Raw genomic sequence first — 21933 nt, 5'->3', positions numbered from 1 at the left:
TCAATCAAACAGTTCCCGCAGGTCATTCTGAGCGAGTGGACGGGTGAGGGAGTCGCAGGGCAGATCAGTCGTCGCCGGAATCGGACACGACATCGCACTCCAGGGTTAAGGTTGCTCATCGATCTTCCTCTCGATTTGATCAACAATTTCGCAGAGTTCTTCCTTGAACCCGTGACGGTGACATCCCAAACCGTACGAAGATTTTCTCTTCGGGCGCGCCGCCATGGGGCCCACGTCCGGACAAACCGTCAACCAGATCTGCCGCCAGATCTGCTGCTCGAGGATGTCCTCGACCTCTGTCCACTCGGGGTCTCCGGCCCGGGTCTGATTCGCCTCTCGGCGCCGACGGAGCTACCGGGCGGATGGAATCGGTGACACCCATCCCGTTTCTTGCGGCCGGCCTGACCTCAGTGCGGTCCTCGGCGCGATCTCCAGCTTCGTCGCCGCGCACCGCGATTGGCTACTGATGCAATCCACCGAATGATCAACGGCGCATCGGTGGCATGGGCGTGAGCTGCGCCGGCCTGTCCCGTGCGGGCTGCGGATCTGCGCTATACAGAGAATCGCGACCCGTCAACCAGAACAGGGTGACGACGGAGCATGTCGCTCCGTTCGGGTTGTTGTCATCAAAGTCCTCTGTCCGCGGATGCTCAGTGCATCGATCAATGCGCTTCAGTTCTGGTCAATCCAGCACGGCAAGAGATGAGGTATTCACGAAGCGTTCCACGCTGACGGGGGGTGAGCTGACTGACCATCTGTTCCTCGAGTGCCGAGACTTCCCCGTGATAGCAATCGAGCAGCCCCACTCCGGTCGCCGTGACACTCGTCAGCATTTGCCGGCGGTTGCTGGGGTCGACCCGCCGACTGACCAGACCTCGACTCTCGAGCGCGATGATCATCTCGCCCATAGTTTGCGCTGTGACAAAGGAATTGCGGGCCAGCTCGGCGGAAGAGAGTCCATCGCAGCGACGTAAGACCGTCAGGGCGGTGTATTGGAGCGCCGTGATGCCGGCCGGGCGCAGGATCGTGTCCATCCGTGACCGTATGGCCAACTCCAACTGTTTGATCGCGTAAAGGAGACTCGGACCGAGGTCCTGTCCGTCACCGCTGCCGCGTTCCGAATTTGACTGGTGCTTCACCGGTGGTGCCTCTTCCGCGTCCGCTGAAGGCCCTTCGCGCGCGCCGCGTGCGAACCCGGGATTGTTGCGGCGGTCCAACCGCGACGGGTGGTGACGTGTCTCCATCTTCCCGCTCCTACACGGAGACAGGACTAACGGAGTAGCGTGCCGCGTTCTCCTGGATCAGATGTCGCTCGGCGAGCGGCATGTTCCGTAGCGCGATGGTGCGCAGGATTCGGGTGATCCTCGCGTAGAATGTTGCTGGGCTGATGCCGAACTCGACGAGGATGTCGCCCGGTCGAGCACCCCCGTAGGGTGCCCAAATTCGGGCCAGTTCGAGCATGGCTGCCTCTTCCGAATTCATAACGTCTCCTGCTTGAGAGGTGGATGACAGAGTGCGTCGTGATGCGGCACACCATGGGAACTCCGGTTTGCTTACTGTCCTCGCGCGATCCATTCGGCGAGGTGTGGGGCCTCGGTGCCGATCGTGGTTCCGTCACCGTGACCGGTATGGACGAGTGTTTCTTCGGGAAGAGTGAACAGCCGGTCGCGGATCGACCCGATGATGGTCGGGAAATCCGAGTACGACCGGCCCGTGGCGCCGGGGCCACCCGAGAACAGGGTGTCGCCGGAGAACAGTGCCCCGGCCTCGGGCAGGTACAGGCACACCGACCCGGGCGAGTGACCGGGCGAGTGGATCACCTGGATCTCGGTGCCCGCGATGGCGATCGCTGTTCGTCCTCGAGATGCCAGTACTTGGCGTCGGGGTGGCTCATCTTCCACAGCACGTCGTCGCCGGGGTGCAGCAGCACCGGGGCGTGCACGCGCTCGGCCAGTTCGGGGGCGACGGTGACGTGGTCGTTGTGACCGTGCGTGCAGATCACGGCGTTCACGTGCCGGTCCCCGACCGCATCGATGATCGGCTGCGCGGCGTGGGCGGCGTCGACGATCACGACGTCGGTGTCGTCACCGATCAGCCAGATGTTGTTGTCGACGTTCCACTCTCCGCCGTCGAGGGCGAATGTTCCCTCGGTGACGACCCGCTGTATCCGAAACCTTCCGCTCATGAGGCCACCACCTGACGCTCGCCGACTTCGGCCGAAGCAACCTCGTCCTTGTGCGTGTCCTTGTGTCGGGCGATCGCCAGTTTGAGATCGAAGTCCGTGTCGGCTGCCTGTTCCAGGGTGAGCGGCATACCGCTGGAAAGGATCTTTCGTGCCGTCATGTGGTCGCGGGGCTTGTTGACCGACTCGACTCCGAGCAACCGGGTGCCGAGGAAGCAGAAGATGGAAAACGCCCCGCTGTCGACGGAACCGCGAACCACGTGGGTGTCCGCGCCCGCGGTCAGCCCAGCCATCTGCAGTTTCGATTCGTACTGCTCGGACCAGAACCACGGCACACTCCGGTAGTTGATGCTGGTTCCGGTGAGCTGAGCGGCGAGGCAGCGGGCCTGATCGACCGCATTCTGTACGGATTCGAGTCGCACCAAACGGGCTGTTCCCGGAATCGGGTAGGCGGCGCAGTCACCGATCGCAGAGATGTTCTCGTCGGGTGTGCGAAGGTACTCGTCGACGACGATGCCGTTGTTGACGGGCAGGCCCGCCAGGACGGCGAGCTCGATGTTGGGTACGACACCGATACCCACGACGACTGCGTCGGCGGGTATGACGTCGCCGGACGTAGTGGTGACCCCCGCTGCTCGGCCGTCGGCTTCGACGACCGTCTTCGCGCCGGTCGACAGCCGCATGTGCACACCGTGTTCGGTGTGCGCCGCGGAGAAGTAGTCCGACATCACCGGCGACAGTGCGCGGGCCATCGGCCGATCCATCGCCTCGACGACGGTCACGTCGAGGCCCTTCTTACGGGCCGCTGCGGCAACCTCGAGACCGATGAAGCCGGCCCCGATCACGACCAGCGACGAGCACGAGGCCATGCTCGAGGTGAGGGACTCTGCTTCGCCGGCGGTACGCAGGTAGTGCACACCGGGAAGGTCGGCACCGGGGACCGGCAGGAGCCGGTTGCGGGCACCGGTCGCCAGGATCAGATGGTCGTACTCGATGACGGTGGCATCGATCAGCTCCACCAGTTGCGCATCCCGATCGACGCGGACGACGGGCTTACCGCACGCGAGCGTGATCCGGTGGTCCTCGAAGTACTGGGCCGGACGCAGCGCAAGGGATTCCCGATCAGGGTCACAGTGCAGGTACGCCTTCGACAACGGTGGCCTCTGATAGGGCACACCCGGCTCGTCACCGACCAGGGTGATCGATCCGGCAAATCCGTGACTGCGCAGACTGACGGCTGCCTCGAATCCGGCCTGCCCGGAACCGATGATGACGATGCGGTCGACACTCATACCTGCTCCTCCGGAAGCCGGACGATCAGGCCGTCGACGTCGTCGCCGACCACGAGCTGGCAGGACAGGCGACTGGCATCGGTGCGGGGGCTGACGGTGTCGTCGAGCATCTCGTCTTCTTCCTCGGAGATCGAGGGAAACTTGTCCGCCCAGGGGCTCTCCACGTAGACGTGACACGTCGCGCACATGGCCTGGCCGCCGCATTCGGCGACGATGCCGTCGATTCCGGCGCCGATGGCGCCGTGCATGACCCTTTTGCCGGTAGCAACCTCGACCTCATGCTTGGTTCCATCAGGGTGAACGTAGGTGACGGTAGGCACGTCTATCTCTCTTTCACGGATAGTGCAGTAATGACGAACTCAGGTGGGGTGCCGGCAGTCGAGCCGGCACCCCACCGCCGACTCACGGCAGAACAGTCTCTTCGTCGCTGAACAGCATCGTCACTCCGCCGGAGGCGAAGTTCGCGACGTCGGCGGCGGCATTCTGTCCCTCAGGGGAGGCGAATGCCTGCCCGGCCTCTTCTTTGCTCTCGAAGTACAGCTGCGCGAGCGCATACGCCGAGGGGGGATTGCCGTCGAGAGATTCACACTTGCCTGCGGCGAACCGCTTGACGCTCGGGATCTGCTGCACCAGAGGCAAATGCTTGGAGCTGTAGTGCTCGTCGAAGGCGGCCGGGTCGGCGGGCTGGTTGTAGACGATGGTGACGCGGTACATGGAGTCTCGTTTCGTTGGGGTCGGTCAGGGCCGGTCGACGGGCACAGGATTCTGCTGGGGATCCCACTCGACCAACACGTGCTCGGGCCCCCGGAACGAGGTGTTGGGAAGATAGGAGAACTCCTGTCCAGCAACGAGTGACATGTGCGGCAGGCGTCGCGAGACCTCTTCGAGGAAGACCTTCATCTCCAACCGAGCCAGCGTCGCGCCCAGGCAGGTGTGGCTGCCGATGCCGAACGTCAAGTGGCGCCGTGCGTTTCCTCGATGGATGTCGAAGTCGTCGGGCTCGGGGAACATCGAGTCGTCGCGGTTCGCCGACGCCATGACGATCAGCAGTCGACCGCCGGCCGGGATATCGACTCCGCCGACAGTGGTGTCCACCACGGCCTTGCGGCGCCAGGCAACGACGGATCCGCTGTAGCGGAGGCATTCCTCGATAGCCTTGGGGATCAGCGTGGGGTCGGCGCAGATTTCTTCCCAGGAGCTGCGGTTCTCGAGCAGGGTGCGGAACGCGTTACCGGTGGCGTTGGTGGTGGTTTCGTGCGCGGCCACCACACCACTCATCATGATGTTCTGCAGGTAGTTGTCGTCGAAGAGGTCGGGGTGCTGCCGCTGCATCTCGATCGCATGGGGGATCCACCCCTTCGCATTCGGGTCGGCCTTGAGTTTGTCGACCAGGCCGCCGGCGAATTCCCAGAACTTCCCCATCCCGGTAGCGACTCGAGTTTGTTCGTCTCCGGTGGGGTGTCCCCAGGTGAACAGGGTCTGCTGCATCCCGAAGTGGCGGCAGGTCTCGATGTCCTCGTCGGGCACGCCGAGGAAGATGAGCGCGACGATGCAGGGAACTTCGTAGAGCAGATCGCCGATCAGGTCGGCCCGGCCATCCTTGATGACCCGGTCCAGGTAGGTGTTGACGACCTCGCGGATCTTCGGTTCGAGGGTGGCGACGTTTTCGGCTTCGAACGGCTGCAGCAGCAGTCGGCGACGTTCGGTGTGGATCGGCTCGTCCTCGTTCACGATGGTCGGGCCGGGAGCGAACTGATAGCTGCCGAGGATCTGCAGCGCCTCGTCACTGATCGGGGTGATCTGGTCGAGAGTGATCGACGGGGAGAACACCGACGGTGTCTTGAAGATCTGCTTGATGTCCTCATAGCGCGTGACCACCCAGTAGTCGAGCAGTGGACTGTAGAACACCGGCTCTTCTTTGCGGGCGTCCCGCAGCGACGAGGATGGATCGACCTGGTAGGCGCCCTGGAACGGATCGAAGCCTGCCGCCATACCTGAAACGGGGCATCCGGTCGGGCTTTTCACGCCTTCCGGCGCGTGATCGACGGTCATTCGTCTCCTCCAAATTTGGATATAGGAGCTGTTGAGTGATTCCTCATGAGCGTATGATTCAGGTCACATGACGCGCTATCCTGTGAGCGCAACAATATAGCCAATTGGCGCAATAACTGAATCGTTCTCGATTTAGTCAGACCAGAGAGACCGACAAAGTAGATGAGCGAAGACCCGGATCGCGGAAACGGCACAAAGACGTTTCTTTCCGACGATATCGACGAGGCGCGGGCCATCGGCAGCGATCTCTACTATCCCCATGAGGTTCGCGTCCTCGGGGACGAGCATATTTTTCAGATGCGAATGACTGCAGCCTCGTTCGGTCCCGTCACGCTCGGCCGGCTGGATTATTCGACCGAGGTGGAAATCTTCACCAACGAGTTGCGCGACTCCTATCAGGTGAACATCCCGATGCGGGGGGAGTTGGTCACCGGGTCGGGTCGTGCCCGGACCGTGGCGACCCCCCACCGCGCCGCGGTCTACCGGTGCGACCAACGGACCCTGCTGCGTGGGTGGGCCTCGCCCTATCCGACCCCGGTGCTGGCCCTGAAGATCGATCGCCGGGCACTCGAGGATCAACTCGCGGCACGGTTGGGGACGGAGATCGTCGACCCGATCGTCTTCGGCATGGACCTCGATCTGGACACCGTCGTCGGCCGTCAATGGCTCTCACTGGTCGAAGGTCTGTCTCATCAACTCGACAGTCCCGAGGCGTTGGCGCTGCATCCCATCGTCTCGACGCCGATGGCCGAGTGCTTGATGAGCGGGCTTCTCGTCGCGGCCGAACACGACTACAGGGCAAGGCTGTACGAACCCAAGCCCGCCCTGCCAGGAATTGTCCGGCTCGCCGTCGACTACCTCGAGGCGCACGCGCAGCAGCCCCTAACGGTGGCGCAGGTCGCCAAGAACGTCGGGGTGAGTGTGCGGTCCCTGCAGGTCGGGTTCCAGAACTCGTTGGGTACGACGCCGATGCGGCAGCTGAAGATCATCCGCATGCAGAAGGCGCGCAAAGACCTGCTCAAGGCGGACCCGGCGAACGAAGGTGTCACCGAGATCGCACAGCGGTGGGGGTTCCTGCACGTCGGCCGGTTCGCCGGAGAGTATAAGGAGACCTTCGGAGTGAGTCCGTCGGAGGACCTGCGCACGGTGCCGTTCCGGTAGCAGAGACGACGATCCCGCGGAAGTGATCGTGTCCATTCACTTCCGCGGGATCGGTGCCGTCCGGATCCGTCAGCGCCAACGTCTTGATCCGGAGGGGTAGGGCGCGTCGTGGCTACTGCCCCACGGCGGCCAGGTTCGGTGCGGCGATCGTGAACTCTTCACGGAAGATCAGCCGGGGCGCCATCCGACGTCGCTTGAGGGCCTTGACCGCAGCCTCGACCATTGCCGGCGGTCCGCACAGGTAGGCGCTCATGCCCTTGCACGACGAGAAGTCGTCAAGCACCACATCGGTCACCATGCCCATGGCCCCGTCCCACTGTTCCTCGCTCAGCGCGGGGCGGTAGTGAAAGTGCTCATGCTCCTGTGCGAGGCCACGGAAGAAGTCGACGTCGTACAGATCCTCCTGGCGGCGTCCGCCGTGGTAGAGATACAACTCCGGAACCAGGCGCTCGGCCAGCGCATGCTGGACGATCGACTTCAACGGCGCCAATCCGGTCCCACCGCCGATCAAGATCGCGGCCTCGTCCTGCTGTTTGACCAGGTTGAACTGGCCCAACGGCCCACGCAGAGAGATGCGGTCACCGACCTGCATCGGCCCGAAAATCCACCCATCCGTGGCCAGACCCCCGGTCGTGAGTTTGACGTGGAATTCCAGGTTCCGCGTCTCCGTCGGCGGATTGGCCAGCGAGTACTGCCGGCCGACGTTGTGCCCGGGGACGATCAACTCGACGTACTGACCGGCATTGAACAGCATCGGCGTATCCACCTCGACCACCAGCCGCCGGGTATTCGCAGCGATGTCCTCGAGTACCGACACCGTCCCCTCGTAATCACGCAGTGGGAAGTGCGGGATTCCGTCGTCCCCGGCTCCGCCGATCGGTTCGACCGTCAGATCGGAGCAGGGGGTCGCCATACAGCCGAGAGCCAAACCTTCGGCGCGCTCGTCCTTGGTCAGGGTGTACTCGGGGGATTCGTTGTGGCGTACCTCCCCGCACAGCACCTTGAGCTTGCAGGTGCCGCAGGTGCCCTGGGTGCACGAGTGCGGAAGCCATTCGTTCGCCCGCAGCGCCGCATCGAGGATGGATTGGTCTTCGGCAACGGTGATGTCCGAATTCTTACCCTGGATACGGACCGTGTAGTTATTAGCCATTTCCGACAGTGCTCCAATCCAATAAAAATGCTCCCGAAGTGCCCGATCCATTAATCTCCGGACCGGACACTTCGGACCTCGGGAAATATGATTCCGTTACACTTCCCATTTAACGAACAACTGCTTCGGTCCACGGAAACCCCAACCCCAGAAATCGACCTCGTGAGCCTCGTCGCGTTCCAGGTTCGGAATGGACTCGAGCAGTTCCTCCAGGCCGATCCGGATAACCGAGTTAGCGAAATAGGTACCCGCGCAGGCGTGCTTTCCGCCACCGAATGTCATGTTCGGAAGCAGGGCCCGATCGATATCGAATTCAGTCGGGGCGTTGTAGGCGTTCTCGTCCTGGTTGGCCGAGCCATAGGAGAGCATCACGATCGACCCCTCCGGCAGTGTCACGCCACCGACCTCGACCTCGTGCGCGGCGCGCTTGACCACGGCAGACCAGATCGGCGCCACCCAGCGCATGCCTTCCGAGACCGCCCGGGGGATCAACGCCGGGTCGTCGACGACACGTTCGAGCTGTTCGGGCTTGGTGAACAGTCCTGCCAGCGTGGTCGCCATCGCGTGCCCCGGCTCCTGCATCGCTCCGAGGAGGAAGACGTACAGGTTGGGGTAGATGACATCGCGGCTGCGGGTCTGCCCTTCGGGCATACCGTCGTGCAGCCAGTGGGAGATCGCGGTGTGATCGGGTTCCTTGATCCACTTGTCGATCTTCGGATCGACGTGGGCGATGATCTCGGCCTTGGCCTCGTCGCCGGGGATGAACCCGTCCGGGTTGGCGAATTCGCCGTTCTCGTCGACCGCGGCGTTGGTGAAGGACACGCTCAGCTTGTGGAACCATTCGCGAAGCTTGTCGGTGCTGACGTCATCGAGTCCGAGGAGATCGCCGAGAGCACGAACACTGACCGGCTCACAGTACGCAGCCACGATGTCGGCGCTTCCGTCGTTCTCGATCTCGGCGAGTCGCTGACGTGCGAAGGGGCGCACCAGATTATCGATGTACTTGTCGACCGCTGAGGGCTGCAGGTGCGGTTCGACCATGTCCCGCAGCTTGCGGTGTTCGTCGCCGTTCGTGTTGAGCAGTGCGCCGGGTCCGAAGGTGCGGCCTCCGGCCGCAGAGATGACGGCCGGCCAGTTCTCGGCGTCCTTGGCGATGTCGGCGCACAGTTCCTTCGTCGACACGATGTACATGCCCAGCGCCGGGACGAAGGCTACAGGGGCCTCTTTCCTCAGACGCTCGTAGAACGGATAGGGGTCGGTCTCGAGCTCTTCGATCGTGATCTCGTCGATAAAACTCTGGGTGGAAGTCATGGTGCTCCTTCTGCTTCGGGCCCGCGTGCAGTGGGGACTCGCGCTGATTCACTCGTGTGAACCGACGACCGAGCGAAAGTGGATGGGTTCAGGTGTGAGGTGCGGTGGCGTCGATCGACGATCCCGACCTGCACAACCCCGCCGAACAGTGTGTGATCCAGCCCTCGCGACTCCAAAGAAGTTGTGCCGCTTATCGGCACACCGAGGTGGATCACGTGGGTGTGACCAGAACTCCGGTCACACCCACGTGCGTATCAGGACGCCGGAGCGCCGGCGACAGCGCGGGACTGGTCGATCTCGTCCGGGACCGCCTGCTCAGCTGCCGCCGCGTCGGGGCCGGGGCCGCCGGGGCCGAAGTGCGCATACTTCTCGATGTGCTGATCGAGCGAGAGCGGGCTCGGGGTGCCGTAGGTGAAGTAGGTCTCCCACGGAAGCTTCGTCCCGCCGATCGCCAGCCCGGTGCCGATGTCGGACATCTGCCAGGTCTTGGTCTCACCGTCGGGATCGAGATGCAGGTACCCGACCTCACCGAACAGCTCGATGCGGTTGCCGCCGGGTTCGAAGACGTAGAGGAACTGCGCCTGGGTGATGCCATGCTTGTCGGGGCCGGCTTCGATCCGAATGTCGTAGTCGCGGAACATCTCCACCGCATCGATGTTGTGCTGGCCGGTGCCGTAATAGAACGCGAGGTGGTGCATCTTGCCCCGTTCACCCTGCGCGTCCCGCAAACATGCCACCTCATGGCCGAGGATGTTCGAACTCATCCACGCACCGATTTCGGTGTCACCGTCGACGACGCGTTCGGTGGTCCGGAACCCGAGGTGGCGCTCGAAGGAGTTCTTCACCGCGCTGACGTCGCTGGCGAGCAAGTTCAGGTGGTCGATGCGCTTGACGGGGATGCCCTGCAGCGGTCTCTTCGACGGGCGGGTAAGGATCTTGGACTGCAGCTCCGGCGGGGCCTGGTACTTCTCGACCTCCCACAGCAATTCCAGGTTGTGCCCGTCCGGGGACTGGTAGGTGAAGGTCTTGCCGTACCCGAAGTCGCTCTCGCGCCACGCTCCGTCGACGTTGGCGTCCTTGAGCGAGGCTGCCCGGCGTTCGAGCGCTTCCGGGGAGCTGGTGCGCAGCGCGGCGTGGCCGAGTCCGGCCTGGGTGGATTCGGTGACCTTCAGGCTCCACTGATAGGGGTCTTCATAGGCGCGCAGGTAGACCGACTGCCCCTCGGTGTGGGTGATGTACATCCCGAGGAACTTGGTGAAGAAGTCCACCGTCTCCTGCGGCTTGGGGCTCAGCAGTTCGGCACGGGCGAGATGGGAAATCTCGAACCGAGGGTCACTCATAGGTCGTCTCCTTTGTTGCCTGCCTGAGATCGGCAGTGTCCGCTGACCGCCCGCGCCGTGAGGTGGGGTGCCCCACCGGCGACCGGGACCAGTGCGGAGTGGCGTTGTCTGGCGCTTCGGGTGCTTGCCGATTAGGTATCAGCTTGTGTCCGATGTCACGAGCATGATCCGAATCACCCGCTGTCCGCTACACAATCCAGAATTGCCGAACAAGCGACGAAAATCACCCCGTCATAGTTCGGAGATTGGGCAACTCTGCGTAGCGCGGATGTCCGCGGCGCTAGATTGCGTTTTCTGGCCTCCCGGGCCCGGTAGCACAGATCACCCCACTCGCAACAGCAGTCCGCGCGTACAGCCGAGCCTGGTTCCGGTTGTCCACCGAGTTCGCTACGCGGGCGAGGAAGGGCTGAGGCGCTCGCGCGCCTCGCCGAGGTTTCTCCGCCCATCGCCCATCGCGGATTGAAGTCCGTGGCCCGTATCCTCGCGCTCAGGAGTTCGGGGGCGTATGCCCTCCCGCACTGGTTCTAGATGCGCCGGAAGAGTGCGGCGAGGGCCTGGCCGCCGCCGATGCACATGGTGACGATGCCGAGTTCGAGGTCGCGGCGCACGAGGTCCTTCGCGAGGCGCAGGCTCAGGATGGCTCCGGTCGCGCCGACCGGGTGACCCAGCGCGATCGCGCCGCCGTACGGGTTGGTCTTCTCCGGATTCAGCTTCGCGTCCCGGATCACCGCGACCGCCTGCGACGCGAACGCCTCGTTCAGCTCGATCACGTCGATGTCGCCGGGGGTGGTGCCGGTCTGCTCGAACAGGTTCGCCAGCGCCAAAACGGGGGCGTACCCCATCAGGCCCGGGTCCATCGCCGCGGTCGCGACGGCCTCCAGCGTGACCAGCCCGGTCAGACCCTTCTCCTGCGCGGCGGACTGCGTCGCCAGCACCAGGGCCGCCGCGCCGTCGTTGATCCCGGACGCGTTGCCCGCGGTCACCGAGCCGCCCTCCTCGAACGCCGGCCGCAGCTTCGCCAGGGTCTCGAGGGTGGTGTCGGGCTTGGGGTGCTCGTCGACGTCGATCGTCTTCGGGCGGCGGCCCCCGATCTCGACCGGGGTGATTTCCTCGGCGAACGCGGCCTTCGCGGCCTCCGAGGCGGCGCGGCGCTGGGATTCGACGGCGAACTCGTCCTGCTGCCGGCGGCTCACGTCGTACTTGCGGGCGACGGCCTCCGCGGTGCGGCCCATGTGCACCCCACCGAACGGGTCGGTCAGAATCGCGACCGTGCCGTCGACGAGCGTGCGGTCGCCGAGCTTGTAGCCGGAGCGGGCGGAGAAGTCGTAGAACGGCATCCGCGACATGCTCTCGTCGCCGCCGGCGAGGGCGAAGTCCACCCCACCCCAGCGCATCTGCTGCGCCGCCGACCACACCGCCTGCAGACCGGACCCGCACAGCCGGTTGACGGTATATGCGGGGGTCTTCTCGGGAAGTCCGGCGGCCAGGGCGACGCGGCGGGCGTTGTAGGCGTCCGGTCCGACCTGACCGATGCAGCCCATCACCACCTCGTCGATATCGCCGCCCGGCACGCCGGCACGCTCCAGCGCGGCCTTGACGGCGGTGGCACCGAGTTCGTGGGCGGGCACGTCCTTGAACGCGCCACCGAAGCTGCCGATCGGGGTCCTCGCGCCGTCGACAACGACGATCGGTTCAACAGAATTCATGGAAAACCTGTTCTTTCAAATGGATTGGATGAGGGATTCGTCGGGGGATCGGGGCCCCTGCCGCTATGGGTATTGTCGGGTTTCGGCCAACTGCAGCCAGAGTCGTCGTCTGTCTTCGACAGGCAACTGGAATGGATAGTCGTCGAGGATCCGCGCGAGCTGTTGTTCGTACCTCCCAGTCGTCATTCCGAACCGGGTGATGAGCTCGTCGGATGGTGGGGTGCCGTACGGCAACCACTGGCACGCGAACTCGATGATCGCTGTATCGAACCTGTCCACGAACGGCCTCCCCTCACTGGCGAACTCAGGATTACCTAGCTACCGGTCGCTCAGTGTGCGGTGCGAACCGGGCGGGAAGTGCCTGAGTCGGGATATCGGAACAACAGCATCGGTAAGGGCCCCGGTTGTTCGCACCGTGGAAACGATCGGGCATGTACGCCTGACCGCTGTTCGCTCGATCACAAACATCGGGTTGTTGTGTCCGGCATCACAGCAATGGCTGTCGCGCTGTGCCGATTTGATCGGAATATGCGAACGACCCTGGACGACATCGGATGATCCTCGGCAGTGTTCCGCGGTGACCATCACGGGTGAGGTATCCCGGCGTACCGACAGAACGCGGTCCGCAGCTGCAACACGATCGAATGGGGTCGCACGTGTTTGCCGCGTCCGTCCAACGCCTTCTTGAATACGCCCCTCATCTACCGAACGAGTACACGAAGGAACGGTCGATGCTTGTCAGACGATCTTCGAAAATTATTGTGGCACTAGGAGTAGCGTTCATCGCCCTAGCAGCCCTTCTACGGTTCGTGCTGGTGCCCTCACTCTCGAAGCTGCCCGGTGACCTCGACGTCAACCCGGTGTACGAAGGCACCGGCACATTGCTCAATGCTCAAGCGCTACAAGCCGGGGACATCCCCAACGTCATTGCCTCGGGTGTTCCCGTGACCATCAACCGTCACATCTACGTATCCAGCACCGATGGTGACACCGCAGTGGCACACGACGACGTCACCCTCGAGGTGGCCGGCCAGGCGGTCCCGTCCAACCACGCCTACGCCGTCGATCGAAAGACGATGGACGCGGCGACCGGGCAACCGCAAGACGGTGTGGAACCACACAGCGGAATGACCATCGCCCTGCCACTGCACCCCGACCCGTCGGCGAGTTACCGCTACTACGATTCAGCCACGAAGACGACAGTCCCCATGACGTACGTCGACTCGGGCACAGTGTCCGGGCGTGACGTTCTCAACTACACCGTCGAGGCAAAGGGGGCGCTGAGCGATCCCGCCATAGCGGGCACGCTACCGCCAGCACTGCCCAAGGCGCTGGTCAGCTCTCTTACGCCACTGCTGCCGCCGGACGTGCAGCAAAGCCTCGGTGGCGCACTCGAGCAGCTTCCCGATCCCGTCCCGTTCAGCTACACCGCGGTCACCCGGATCAACCTCGCCGCGGACCAAACCCTGGGCACGCCGATCGACGCGAACCTCAGCCAGCAGATCATCGCCAACATCGACGTCAACGGCCGGTTGCTTCCCCTCACGCCGGTCATGTCGATCGACACCGCGCTCACCGACCAGTCGATCGCGGATGCCGCGGCGGCAGCGGAGAAAACAAGTACTCAGCTCAATCTGATCAGCGTGATCGCACCCCTCGTCCTGCTGGTGCTGGGAGTGCTGGCGCTCGCAGCCGGCTTCCTCCGCCGCGGTCCACGTCCGGCCGCCCTGGCGCCCGTCTCACACGAGGAGACGCCAGTCCGCTAGCCACCCGAGATGGGGCCATGCAGAGGGCCGGAAGATCCGACCGACCTGGTAATTCGGCCCGCAACGGTCAGTCTCCTGAGCCATGCGGAGCGCCTGGGTACAGCACTGCCGTACCCAGGCGCTCCATTCGCAGGCGGTGCAGGCGGTGGAGGCGACCCGCGAAATCGATCACCTCGTGTTCGGCGCCGATGACCGTCTCGCCGCTCGGGCAGGGTGGGAGATCGGCTAGTTCGGAGTCTGCGCCCCGCCGGCGCGCCTAGCGATCTCCCCGGCGCGGATCGTAGCGGCAGGGTTACCCGCGATCGTCCAGTTCGCCGGGTCCACCTCGATGACCTGCCCCCGCACGAGCGAGCGCTGGGCGCCGAGAACATCGACGATCAGATCGGTGAACCGCACGGCAAGTTCCTGTCGCTGACGGGCGGGGCGGCCGGCGAGCACGATCGCCGTGAAGTACGGCGCTGCAGGGGCACCCTCTGCAACGGTGGTCCCCGCGACCGCGACATCGTCGGGACGGTAGCGGACGATGAAGACGCGGACCCGTTCAATCGGGGAGTCGAGGGCCTCGGAATAGCACCGACTCGCCGCGGTGAGCAGTTCTCGGTGCTGCTCGGCGGGGTAGGCGCCGTCGGCGAGATGAAAGTGTGCGACAGGCATGGGTTGCGGGTCCTTTCAGTGGGTGGTGGTCAGGCGATTCCGTGGCGGGTTCCGGCGTCGACATTGATCACCGAGCCGTGCAGGACCGCGGCCTCGGGAGCGAGCAGCGTTTCGACGACCCAGCCGATCTCTTCCAGGGTGGGCAACCGTCCGAGGGTGGTCTTGGCGCGGTACCGCTCCCAGATCTGTTCCGGATCCCGTCCGGTTTCCGTGGCCTCGGTGTCGATGAAGGCACGGAGCCGTGGCGTGTCCACCGGTCCGGGCGCGATCGTATGTGTGGTGACGCCTCTGGGCCCGTACAGTGCACTGAGTTGGCGCATCAGGTTGAGGACGGCCGCGTTCGCCGTACCGGGCACGGCATCGAGCGGACCGGGTTCGAGACCCAGGGAGCCGGCGATGGTGACGAAGCGGGAACCGTCCACGAGATGGCCGCGGACCGCGTGCAACAGACGGACGAGACCGCCCACCTTGATGTTCGTCGCCATGGCCAGGTCGCCGGGTTGGATGGTGTCGGCGGATCCTCGCACCGGCAGGCCGGCGGCGAACAGCGCCATACGCACAGGCGAATCTACCTGCGCGGAGATCGATTCGATCGCGCTGTCGTCGGCGATGTCAGCAATGCAGGGAATGATGCGCTCGTCGGCTGCGGTAAGTTTCTCGAGGTCGTCGCCGCTGCGGGCGACCGCGAGGACGCGCAGCCCGCGGCGGGCCAAGCGCAGGGTGATATCGGTGCCCATCGCACCGGTCGCGCCGACGACGACGCACAGATCGGGTGTAGTCACGGCAGGGCTCTCCTCGGGGAAAGACGTGCGGCCGGAGCGGTGGGATTCCGCTCCGGCCGCACGTGGTCGACAGGTGATCAGCTTCGCAGGCGGATGGTGACGGCCCGTGGCTCGGTGAAGAATTCGCGGGAGTACTGGCCGCCCTCACGGCCGAGACCGCTGCTGCCTTCACCACCGAACGGCAACCGAAGGTCACGTTCGAAGAACGTGTTGATCCACACCGTGCCGGCCTTCCACCGTGCCGCCATGCGGTGCGCGCGGTTGAGGTTGTCGGTGAACAGAATTCCTGCCAGACCGTACGGCGAGTCGTTGGCGATGCGCAGTGCCTCGTCTTCGGTGTCGAATCCGAGCACGGTCTCGACGGGACCGAAGATTTCCTCGCGCGCGGTGCGCGAGTCGTTGGTGAGCCCGGTGATCACCGTCGGCGGGTAGTAGAATCCTTTCGCCCGCGCATCGTCGGTGAGCCGCGACCCACCGGTGACGACCTTGCCGCCCTCCTCCTGCGCCAGTTCGACGTAGCCGTGCACCTTCTCGAGGTGCTTCTGCTCGATCAGCGGGCCGAGGAAGTTGGCCGGGTCTTTCGGGTCTCCGACAGTGAGTTTCTTCGCCTCCTCGGTGAACCGGTCGAGGAACTCGCCCATGATCGAATTCTGTACCAGCAGACGCGACCCGGACAGGCACACCTGCCCGTTGCCGCCGAAGATCGCCCGGATCGACATCGGCACAGCCACGTCGAGGTCGGCGTCGGCGAAGACGATGTTCGCGGACTTGCCGCCCATTTCCGCGGACACGGGGGTGTGGTTGGGTGCGGCTGCTTGCAGAATCCTCACCCCGGTGGCGCTCGAACCGGTGAAGGTGATCCGATCGACACGTGGATCCGAGGTGAGCGGGCCTGCGACGGCCTCGCCGCCGAATCCGTGCACCACATTGAGCACGCCCTCGGGCAGGCCGGCTTCGAGGGCGAGTTGCGCGAACCGGTTGGCGGTCAGTGGTGTCTGGGGTGCGGGTTTGAGGACCGTGGTGTTGCCGAACGCCAACGCGGGTGCAATCTTCCACGTCGCGAGCATCAAGGGTGCATTCCAGGGGCTGATCGCGGAGACGACACCGGCCGGTGGATACAGGGTGTAGGACAGTAGGTCGCCGTCCGGGTACGCCTCGTTGGCGGCCATCGCCACGTAGTCGGCGAAGAACCGAAGGTTGTGCGCGACTCGGGGGATCTCGGCGTGCTGTGCCTGGTTGATTCCCTTGCCGCCGTCCCGCGTTTCGAGCAGGGACAGTTCCTCACGATGTTCGTCGACCTTGTCGGCGACGGCGTGCAGGATCTTCGCCCGTTCTTTCGGCGACATCCGCGGCCAGGGACCTTCGTCGAACGCCTTGCGCGCCGCGGTGATGGCGTCGGCGCCGTCGGCGGCAGTTCCTCGGGCAACGTTGCCGAGAAGCGAGTCGTCGTGCGGGTCGCGGGTTTCGAACGTCGCACCGTCCGAGGCGGGACGCCAGTCACCACCGATGAGGTGTTTGACGTCGCTTATTCCGGGTACTGCAGTCATGTCTTCTCCTGTGGGATCAGGTCGGGACGGCGTTGATTTCTCGACCTGCCGTCGGCGCAGCGATGTGCGGTGTCATATTCCGGCTCCTGTGACCTACGAGCCTACGACCGGTGTTTGCCATGGGCCATGTCATAAACGAGCCAGTGCCGGGGTCTCGTAGGTGCGGCCGGCGAGTTCGGAGGCGACGTCGATGATCATGTCTTCCTGACCGCCGATGACCCCGCGACGTCCGAGTTCCATGAGGATGTCGCGGGCGGGGACTCCGAACTTCTTGGCGGCCCGCTTGGTGGGGTGGAAGAACGTGGAGTACACACCGGCGTAGCCGAGGATCAGGGCGGTCTCGTCGACGATCTGCGGTTCTTTCATCAGCGGTGCGACGACGTGTTCGGCGGTGTCGATCAGCGGGAACAGGTCGACCCCGGTGTCCCAGCCCGCCCGTTCGAAGGCGGCGGCGAGGACCTCGGTCTGCGCGTTGCCGGCACTCGCGCCGAGCCCGCGCAGGGACCCGTCGATGAAGGTAGCCCCGTTTTCGGCGGCGGTGAGCGCATTCGCGATGCCGACGCCGAGGTTGTTGTGGGCGTGGAACCCGATGTCCGCGGTGATCGCCTGCCGCAGGGCGGCGACCCGGTCTCCGGCGTGCCGGGGCACCATAGCGCCGGCGGAGTCGACGACGTAGACGACGTCGGCGCCGTAGGAGTCGAGTTTGGCGGCCTGCTCGGCCAGCGGCTCGGCTTCGAGTTTGTGGCTCATCATCAGGAACGTCATCACGTTCAGGCCCTGTTCTTTGGCCCACTCGACGGGTTGCTGCCCGCAGTCGGCCTCGGTGCAGTGCACCGCGATGCGGACGGTCTTGATGCCGGCGTCGATGGCTTTCTGCAGTTCGGCGAGGGTCGCGATGCCGGGGACGTACAGGGCGGCGATGTCGGCGTTCTCGACGGCGTCGACGGCGGCGCGGACGTAGTCCGGGTCGGTGGCGGCGGCGAACCCGTACTGGATGGACGAGGCGCCGAGACCGATCCCGTGCGCGACCTCGATGGTCGACACTCCGGCCTTGTCGAGCCCGCGGGCGATGTCGGTCACGTTCTGCGGGGTGAACTGGTGCGAGACGGAGGACATGCCGTCGCGCAGGGTGGTGTCGACGATCGTGACTTTCTTACTCACTGTGCTGCTCCCTGGACGAGGTTCTGCTGGGCCATGACGTCGGCGACCTGGACGGCGGCGGCGGTGATGATGTCGAGGTTGCCGGCGTAGGTGGGCAGGTAGTCGCCGGCGCCGACGACCTCGAGCATGACGGTGACCAGGTCGCCGTCGACGTCGACCAGACGTAGCGAGTAGCCGGGGACGTACTGCTGGACCTTGGCGACCATGTCGATGACGGCACGCTCGATGGCGGCCGGGTCGGGGTTGCGGACCTTGGCGTAGACGGTGTCGCGCATGTTCATCGGCGGCTCGGCCGGGTTGATCACCGAGATCGCCTTGGCATGGTCGGCGCCGGCCACCTGGGCGAGGGCCTTCCCGGTCTTTTCGCTGAATTCGCTGAGGTTCTGGCGGGTGCCGGGACCGGCGCTGTGGGAGGCGATGGCGGCGACGATCTCGCCGTAGGAGGCGTCGGCGACCTCGTTGATGGCGTAGAGGATGGGGATGGTGGCCTGGCCGGCGCAGCTGACCATGTTCACGTTGGGGGCGCTCAGGTGCGCGTCGAGGTTGACCGCGGGGACCACATACGGGCCGACGGAGGCCGGGGTGAGGTCGATCGCGGTGATCCCGGCCTCGGCGTAGCGGGGCGCCGCGGCGGCGTGGATCTTCGCCGAGGTCGCTTCGAAGACGAAGTCCGGCAGTTCCGGCTGAGCGAGCAGCCAGTCGAGTCCGCCGGCGGAGGCTTCGAGGCCTTCCTGTCGGGCCCGGGCCAATCCTTCGCTGTCCGGGTCGATACCGATCATGTATCGGGGTTCGATCGTCTGCGACCGCAGCAGCTTGTACATCAAGTCTGTACCGATGTTGCCGGAGCCGATAATCGCGGCGCTCTTGCGACTCATTGTGTGCCTCTCGCTCATATCTGCCTATAGGGACAGAACTTGGTGCGTTGTCAACGCGGTGGCATACCGCGCGTGGCGTTCTGCGCGCGTACTTCACCGAAGTCCTCCTCGAGGTAACCACTGAAACCCGGGTGCGGGCGTGCATGGTCGGAATAACCGAACAGCACCCCTTCTCGAGCGGCGGTCGAGTCGGTTAAACGAGAGACCTGGCGAGAGCGAGCGGCGGCGGGCGTGAAATAGAGACCCAGCAGGCAGACATCGAGTATCCGATCGCGTTGTGAGGGACTCGGTGTGCGAGTTGCCGACCTGACCCTGGAAGGGCCTTCATGAACGATGTGCGAGTGCGATCCAATCTGCGAGTCGCCGAAGTGGACGGTTTCGAGATCGCCGTCGATGTGTACCGGCCCGAGATCGACAATCCGCCGGCAGTGATCTACCTGCACGGCGGAGGGTGGCAGCTCGGTGACAAAAAGGACGGTGCCGACGAGCGTCTGTCCCGGCTGGCTTCGTACGGTATCGCCGTCGTCTCCGCGAACTATCGGCTTGCGCCCCACGGCTCGTACCCGAATCCCATTCACGACGTCAAGGCGGTCGTGCGGTGGTTACGTGCGCACGGAACGGAGCTGGGGCTGTCCACCGAGCGAATCGGGGCGTGGGGAGCGTCAGCGGGTGCCTATCTGGCCACGATGGTCGGTCTGACCCACGGAGATGTGGAACTTGAAGGAGTTGTCGGCGACGATCTGGATCAGTCCAGCCGCGTCGACGCTGTCGTCCACTGGTTCGGCCCGTCCGATCTCGCCGCCAACGCCGGACGAAGTTGGATCGAAAGTCACCTTCTGCCACCCCCATTCGAGAGCGCCCTGCTGGGGGAAGCCGAGGTCTCGTCACCGTCGGATGCCTCCTGGAACGCCAGCCCGCTCAGCCGGGTGACGGCGCTTGCGCCGCCCTTCCTGATCGCGCACGGAGACCGCGACCGGATCACGCTGTCCGCACAGAGTCACGCGCTGCATGATGCGCTCGTCAGTACCGGCGCACGCTCGACCCTTCTCGTCCTTGGCGGTGCCGGTCACGAGGGCCCTGAGTTCGACCAGGCGGACCACCTCGGCATCACCGCGGCGTTTCTGAACGCCCACCTCCGCAGTTGAAGGCTCGCTCGCACACCGTGAGGTGAGGAAGCCCGCGACCGGGTACCGACTACACCGAGATGTGACCTCACCCGGCCGACGCCGTGGCGACTACACCAGCACCCTCGTTCCCGGTGGAGGGGCGTCGGGTTCACTCGGCACCGATTGTCGGAGTCGCCCAGGTATGTTCGGATGCGACCTCGACGATGCCGACCGGGGTCGGCACCGTCGGGTCGTGGTCAGCCGGTGATCTCGCGTCCGAAGATCTGCCGGGCGAGCACCCACTTCTGGACCTCGTTCGCGCCCTCGTAGATCTCGCCGATCTTGCTGTCACGGTAGAACGCCTCTACCGGTCCGTCGGTGTCGTCCGCGCCGAGGGACTGGGTGAATCCGAGCCCGCCGAAGGCCTGCACGGCGTCGCGGGCCATGTCGACGGAGATCTCGGTCCCGCGCAGTTTGGCCATCGCGGCCTCCGGTTCGGGAAAGGCAATCCCGGAGTCGAGCCGCAGCGCCGCCTTGAGGTACAGGTCGCGGGCGGCTTCGATGGCCGTTGCCCGGTCCGCCATCAGGAACTGCCAGTGCTGTTTGCTCGCTAGTGGTCCGCCGAATGCGTGTCGCCGAGCGAGGTGCTGAGCGGTGTGGTCGAACGCCGCCTGGGCCATTCCGACCCCGGCCGCGGCGATACCGATCCGGCCGTAGGTGAGGGTCTGCAACGCGATCTTGAGTCCGCCGCCCTCCTCGCCGAGCAGCGCCTCGGCGTCGAGGTGCACCTGGTCGAGGATGACGTCCGCGGTGATTTGTCCCTTGTTGCCGAGCTTGCGGTCCGGGGTGCCGATGGTGACGCCCGGAGTATCGGTGGGCACGATGAAGGTGCTGAGCCGATTGCCGGTGCGGGCGAGTACCACCACGAACGAGGCGACGGCGGAGTTGGTGATCCACCGCTTGCGGCCGTGCAGCACCCAGCCGGTGGCCGTCGGGGTGGCCTCGGTGGTGACGGCGGCCGGGGACAGGTCGCTCGAGGCACCGGGCTCACTGGTGGCGAACGATCCGACGATCTCACCGGCGACCACTGGGGCGAGCCAACGTTGCCGCTGCGCGGCGGTGCCCTGATTGACGGCGTTGCCGGCGAGGATGCAGTGCACGTCGAAGATCGCGGCGACGCTGTTGGAGTAGTACGCGAGTTCCTCGACCGCGACGGCGGTCGCAGTGGCGCGGTGGGTGAGGTCGTCGCCGCCGACGTCGCCGTCGAAGGGGATCCGGAACACTCCGGCCGAGGCGAGCGAGTCGAAGGCGTCGCGGGGGAAGCCGTCGATCCGTTCGTCGCCGCGGGCAATGCGGCTCGCGATCGGGGCGATGGTGTCCGCGGCGATCCGTCGTACCCGCCGCCGAACCTGCTGGACTTCGGGTGGGGAGAGCAGGTCGTGGTAAAGCCGGTCGGCGATGCGCGGAGGATCGAAGATGTCGAGGTCGGTGTCAGCGTCGACGGCATGAATTGTGGTCACGGGGGCTCCCAGAGGAAAGACGGTGGTGTCTCTACTGGTCTACGGTTCCCGGCCGCCGCGGACAACGCAGTGTCGGCAATGCTGATCGACGCCCGTCCGGCGATCAGCATTGTCCAGCCACTCCGATCAGGGTGCCGCGCGCCGTTCGGCGATGGTCACATCACCGGCGGCCCAGTGCGTCTCCGGGACTTCGCGGACCACGACCCGAATGTTCTCCTTCGGCGCCTCGATCGCCCGGTGCGCGGCCTCTGTCAATTCGTGGATCAGTGACCGGATCTGCTCCGGGGAACGGCCCAGTCCGATGGTCACGTCGATGAACGGCATGCGG

The 21933-nt window shown here is 64.9% G+C and carries 22 protein-coding genes and 1 pseudogene; 4 read left to right on the top strand and 19 right to left on the bottom strand.

Annotation, left to right across the window (positions count from 1 at the left end):
- Positions 1–662 precede the first annotated feature (662 nt).
- The 7 genes and pseudogenes from G9373_RS05315 to G9373_RS05285 all read right to left on the bottom strand — a co-directional run bounded on the left by G9373_RS05315 (position 663) and on the right by G9373_RS05285 (position 5526).
- A complete protein-coding gene (locus tag G9373_RS05315; protein WP_240960369.1) occupies positions 663–1244 on the bottom strand; it encodes a MarR family transcriptional regulator in 582 nt (193 codons plus the stop codon).
- 10 nt (positions 1245–1254) lie between these two features.
- Complete coding sequence (locus G9373_RS05310) at positions 1255–1482, bottom strand: DUF3263 domain-containing protein (RefSeq protein ID WP_167114239.1); 228 nt, start codon at positions 1480–1482, stop codon at positions 1255–1257.
- 71 nt (positions 1483–1553) lie between these two features.
- Positions 1554–2185 (bottom strand): annotated as a pseudogene (locus tag G9373_RS05305) (MBL fold metallo-hydrolase).
- Positions 2182–3474, bottom strand: coding sequence for an FAD-dependent oxidoreductase (locus tag G9373_RS05300; protein WP_167114236.1), 1293 nt, complete (start codon positions 3472–3474; stop codon positions 2182–2184). The pseudogene G9373_RS05305 and the gene G9373_RS05300 overlap by 4 nt, the downstream one beginning before the upstream one ends.
- Entirely contained in the window at positions 3471–3794 is a 324-nt protein-coding gene (locus G9373_RS05295; protein WP_095869870.1) for a 2Fe-2S iron-sulfur cluster-binding protein, read from the bottom strand. The genes G9373_RS05300 and G9373_RS05295 overlap by 4 nt, the downstream gene beginning before the upstream one ends.
- A gap of 82 nt (positions 3795–3876) precedes the next feature.
- Positions 3877–4188 (bottom strand): EthD family reductase, encoded by a 312-nt coding sequence (locus G9373_RS05290; protein WP_095869871.1) that lies wholly within the window; start codon positions 4186–4188, stop codon positions 3877–3879.
- A 24-nt stretch (positions 4189–4212) separates the two neighbouring features.
- The gene (locus G9373_RS05285; RefSeq protein WP_095869872.1) at positions 4213–5526 is read right to left on the bottom strand and encodes a cytochrome P450; all 1314 of its coding nucleotides are present in this window, start codon (positions 5524–5526) and stop codon (positions 4213–4215) included.
- A gap of 162 nt (positions 5527–5688) precedes the next feature.
- On the opposite strand from G9373_RS05285, the gene G9373_RS05280 reads away from it, so the two are divergent.
- Positions 5689–6687, top strand: coding sequence for an AraC family transcriptional regulator (locus tag G9373_RS05280; RefSeq protein WP_206016346.1), 999 nt, complete (start codon positions 5689–5691; stop codon positions 6685–6687).
- Positions 6688–6799: 112 nt separating this feature from the next.
- On the opposite strand, the gene G9373_RS05275 is transcribed toward G9373_RS05280, so the two are convergent.
- From G9373_RS05275 to G9373_RS05255, 5 genes are all read right to left on the bottom strand, one after another.
- Entirely contained in the window at positions 6800–7837 is a 1038-nt protein-coding gene (locus tag G9373_RS05275; RefSeq protein WP_095869873.1) for a 2Fe-2S iron-sulfur cluster-binding protein, read from the bottom strand.
- Positions 7838–7933: 96 nt separating this feature from the next.
- Positions 7934–9148, bottom strand: a complete 1215-nt coding sequence (locus tag G9373_RS05270; protein ID WP_095869874.1) for a cytochrome P450 — start codon at positions 9146–9148, stop codon at positions 7934–7936.
- A 254-nt stretch (positions 9149–9402) separates the two neighbouring features.
- On the bottom strand, positions 9403–10488 hold the full coding sequence (locus G9373_RS05265) for a VOC family protein (RefSeq protein WP_095869875.1): 1086 nt from the start codon (positions 10486–10488) through the stop codon (positions 9403–9405).
- Positions 10489–11012: 524 nt separating this feature from the next.
- Positions 11013–12194: a thiolase family protein gene (locus G9373_RS05260; protein ID WP_167114233.1), complete on the bottom strand. Its 1182-nt coding sequence runs from the start codon at positions 12192–12194 to the stop codon at positions 11013–11015.
- Between the two features lie 63 nt (positions 12195–12257).
- On the bottom strand, positions 12258–12473 hold the full coding sequence (locus tag G9373_RS05255) for a hypothetical protein (protein WP_095869877.1): 216 nt from the start codon (positions 12471–12473) through the stop codon (positions 12258–12260).
- 452 nt (positions 12474–12925) lie between these two features.
- Here G9373_RS05255 and G9373_RS05250 point away from each other — a divergent pair, with 452 nt between their 5' ends.
- Positions 12926–13960 (top strand): porin PorA family protein, encoded by a 1035-nt coding sequence (locus G9373_RS05250; protein ID WP_240960368.1) that lies wholly within the window; start codon positions 12926–12928, stop codon positions 13958–13960.
- A gap of 82 nt (positions 13961–14042) precedes the next feature.
- Entirely contained in the window at positions 14043–14189 is a 147-nt protein-coding gene (locus G9373_RS45845) for a hypothetical protein (RefSeq protein ID WP_179443365.1), read from the top strand.
- Here the strand turns inward: G9373_RS45845 and G9373_RS05245 are convergent.
- The 5 genes from G9373_RS05245 to G9373_RS05225 form a co-directional block, all read right to left on the bottom strand.
- Complete coding sequence (locus tag G9373_RS05245; protein ID WP_095869879.1) at positions 14186–14614, bottom strand: tautomerase family protein; 429 nt, start codon at positions 14612–14614, stop codon at positions 14186–14188. The two genes, G9373_RS45845 and G9373_RS05245, sit on opposite strands and share 4 nt — an antisense overlap.
- Positions 14615–14643: 29 nt before the next feature.
- On the bottom strand, positions 14644–15396 hold the full coding sequence (locus tag G9373_RS05240) for an SDR family oxidoreductase (RefSeq protein ID WP_095869880.1): 753 nt from the start codon (positions 15394–15396) through the stop codon (positions 14644–14646).
- A gap of 77 nt (positions 15397–15473) precedes the next feature.
- Positions 15474–16943, bottom strand: a complete 1470-nt coding sequence (locus G9373_RS05235) for an aldehyde dehydrogenase (RefSeq protein ID WP_095869881.1) — start codon at positions 16941–16943, stop codon at positions 15474–15476.
- A 129-nt stretch (positions 16944–17072) separates the two neighbouring features.
- On the bottom strand, positions 17073–18104 hold the full coding sequence (gene dmpG, locus G9373_RS05230; protein WP_167114227.1) for a 4-hydroxy-2-oxovalerate aldolase: 1032 nt from the start codon (positions 18102–18104) through the stop codon (positions 17073–17075).
- Positions 18101–18979, bottom strand: coding sequence for an acetaldehyde dehydrogenase (acetylating) (locus G9373_RS05225; protein ID WP_095869883.1), 879 nt, complete (start codon positions 18977–18979; stop codon positions 18101–18103). Before G9373_RS05225 ends, dmpG begins: the two co-directional genes overlap by 4 nt.
- 341 nt (positions 18980–19320) lie before the next feature.
- On the opposite strand from G9373_RS05225, the gene G9373_RS05220 reads away from it, so the two are divergent.
- Positions 19321–20124, top strand: coding sequence for an alpha/beta hydrolase (locus tag G9373_RS05220; RefSeq protein WP_241031733.1), 804 nt, complete (start codon positions 19321–19323; stop codon positions 20122–20124).
- Positions 20125–20342: 218 nt separating this feature from the next.
- Here G9373_RS05220 and G9373_RS05215 read toward each other — a convergent pair whose 3' ends face one another.
- Both G9373_RS05215 and G9373_RS05210 read right to left on the bottom strand, forming a co-directional pair.
- The gene (locus G9373_RS05215; protein WP_167114224.1) at positions 20343–21605 is read right to left on the bottom strand and encodes an acyl-CoA dehydrogenase family protein; all 1263 of its coding nucleotides are present in this window, start codon (positions 21603–21605) and stop codon (positions 20343–20345) included.
- Between the two features lie 126 nt (positions 21606–21731).
- Positions 21732–21929 (bottom strand): tautomerase family protein, encoded by a 198-nt coding sequence (locus tag G9373_RS05210; RefSeq protein WP_095869886.1) that lies wholly within the window; start codon positions 21927–21929, stop codon positions 21732–21734.
- Between the last annotated feature and the right edge of the window lie 4 nt (positions 21930–21933).

The sequence above is a fragment of the Rhodococcus sp. A14 genome, from assembly GCF_011603105.1.
GTDB classification, from domain to species: domain Bacteria; phylum Actinomycetota; class Actinomycetes; order Mycobacteriales; family Mycobacteriaceae; genus Rhodococcus_F; species Rhodococcus_F opacus.
The sequence above is the reverse complement of the archived record's forward strand: the minus strand, read 5'-3'. Positions and strand labels throughout refer to the sequence as shown.

Bases quoted from the DNA above. Each gene is read 5' to 3' on its own strand.
- G9373_RS05310 (WP_167114239.1), bottom strand. From the start codon at position 1,482: ATGAATTCGGAAGAGGCAGCCATGCTCGAACTGGCCCGAATTTGGGCA.
- G9373_RS05280 (WP_206016346.1), top strand. From the start codon at position 5,689: ATGAGCGAAGACCCGGATCGCGGAAACGGCACAAAGACGTTTCTTTCC.
- G9373_RS05260 (WP_167114233.1), bottom strand. From the start codon at position 12,194: ATGAATTCTGTTGAACCGATCGTCGTTGTCGACGGCGCGAGGACCCCG.
- G9373_RS45845 (WP_179443365.1), top strand. From the start codon at position 14,043: ATGCGGAGCGCCTGGGTACAGCACTGCCGTACCCAGGCGCTCCATTCG.
- G9373_RS05235 (WP_095869881.1), bottom strand. From the start codon at position 16,943: ATGACTGCAGTACCCGGAATAAGCGACGTCAAACACCTCATCGGTGGT.
- G9373_RS05270 (WP_095869874.1), bottom strand. From the start codon at position 9,148: ATGACTTCCACCCAGAGTTTTATCGACGAGATCACGATCGAAGAGCTC.
- G9373_RS05210 (WP_095869886.1), bottom strand. From the start codon at position 21,929: ATGCCGTTCATCGACGTGACCATCGGACTGGGCCGTTCCCCGGAGCAG.
- G9373_RS05265 (WP_095869875.1), bottom strand. From the start codon at position 10,488: ATGAGTGACCCTCGGTTCGAGATTTCCCATCTCGCCCGTGCCGAACTG.
- G9373_RS05250 (WP_240960368.1), top strand. From the start codon at position 12,926: ATGCTTGTCAGACGATCTTCGAAAATTATTGTGGCACTAGGAGTAGCG.
- G9373_RS05290 (WP_095869871.1), bottom strand. From the start codon at position 4,188: ATGTACCGCGTCACCATCGTCTACAACCAGCCCGCCGACCCGGCCGCC.
- G9373_RS05245 (WP_095869879.1), bottom strand. From the start codon at position 14,614: ATGCCTGTCGCACACTTTCATCTCGCCGACGGCGCCTACCCCGCCGAG.
- G9373_RS05225 (WP_095869883.1), bottom strand. From the start codon at position 18,979: ATGAGTCGCAAGAGCGCCGCGATTATCGGCTCCGGCAACATCGGTACA.
- G9373_RS05275 (WP_095869873.1), bottom strand. From the start codon at position 7,837: ATGGCTAATAACTACACGGTCCGTATCCAGGGTAAGAATTCGGACATC.
- G9373_RS05315 (WP_240960369.1), bottom strand. From the start codon at position 1,244: ATGGAGACACGTCACCACCCGTCGCGGTTGGACCGCCGCAACAATCCC.
- G9373_RS05285 (WP_095869872.1), bottom strand. From the start codon at position 5,526: ATGACCGTCGATCACGCGCCGGAAGGCGTGAAAAGCCCGACCGGATGC.
- G9373_RS05300 (WP_167114236.1), bottom strand. From the start codon at position 3,474: ATGAGTGTCGACCGCATCGTCATCATCGGTTCCGGGCAGGCCGGATTC.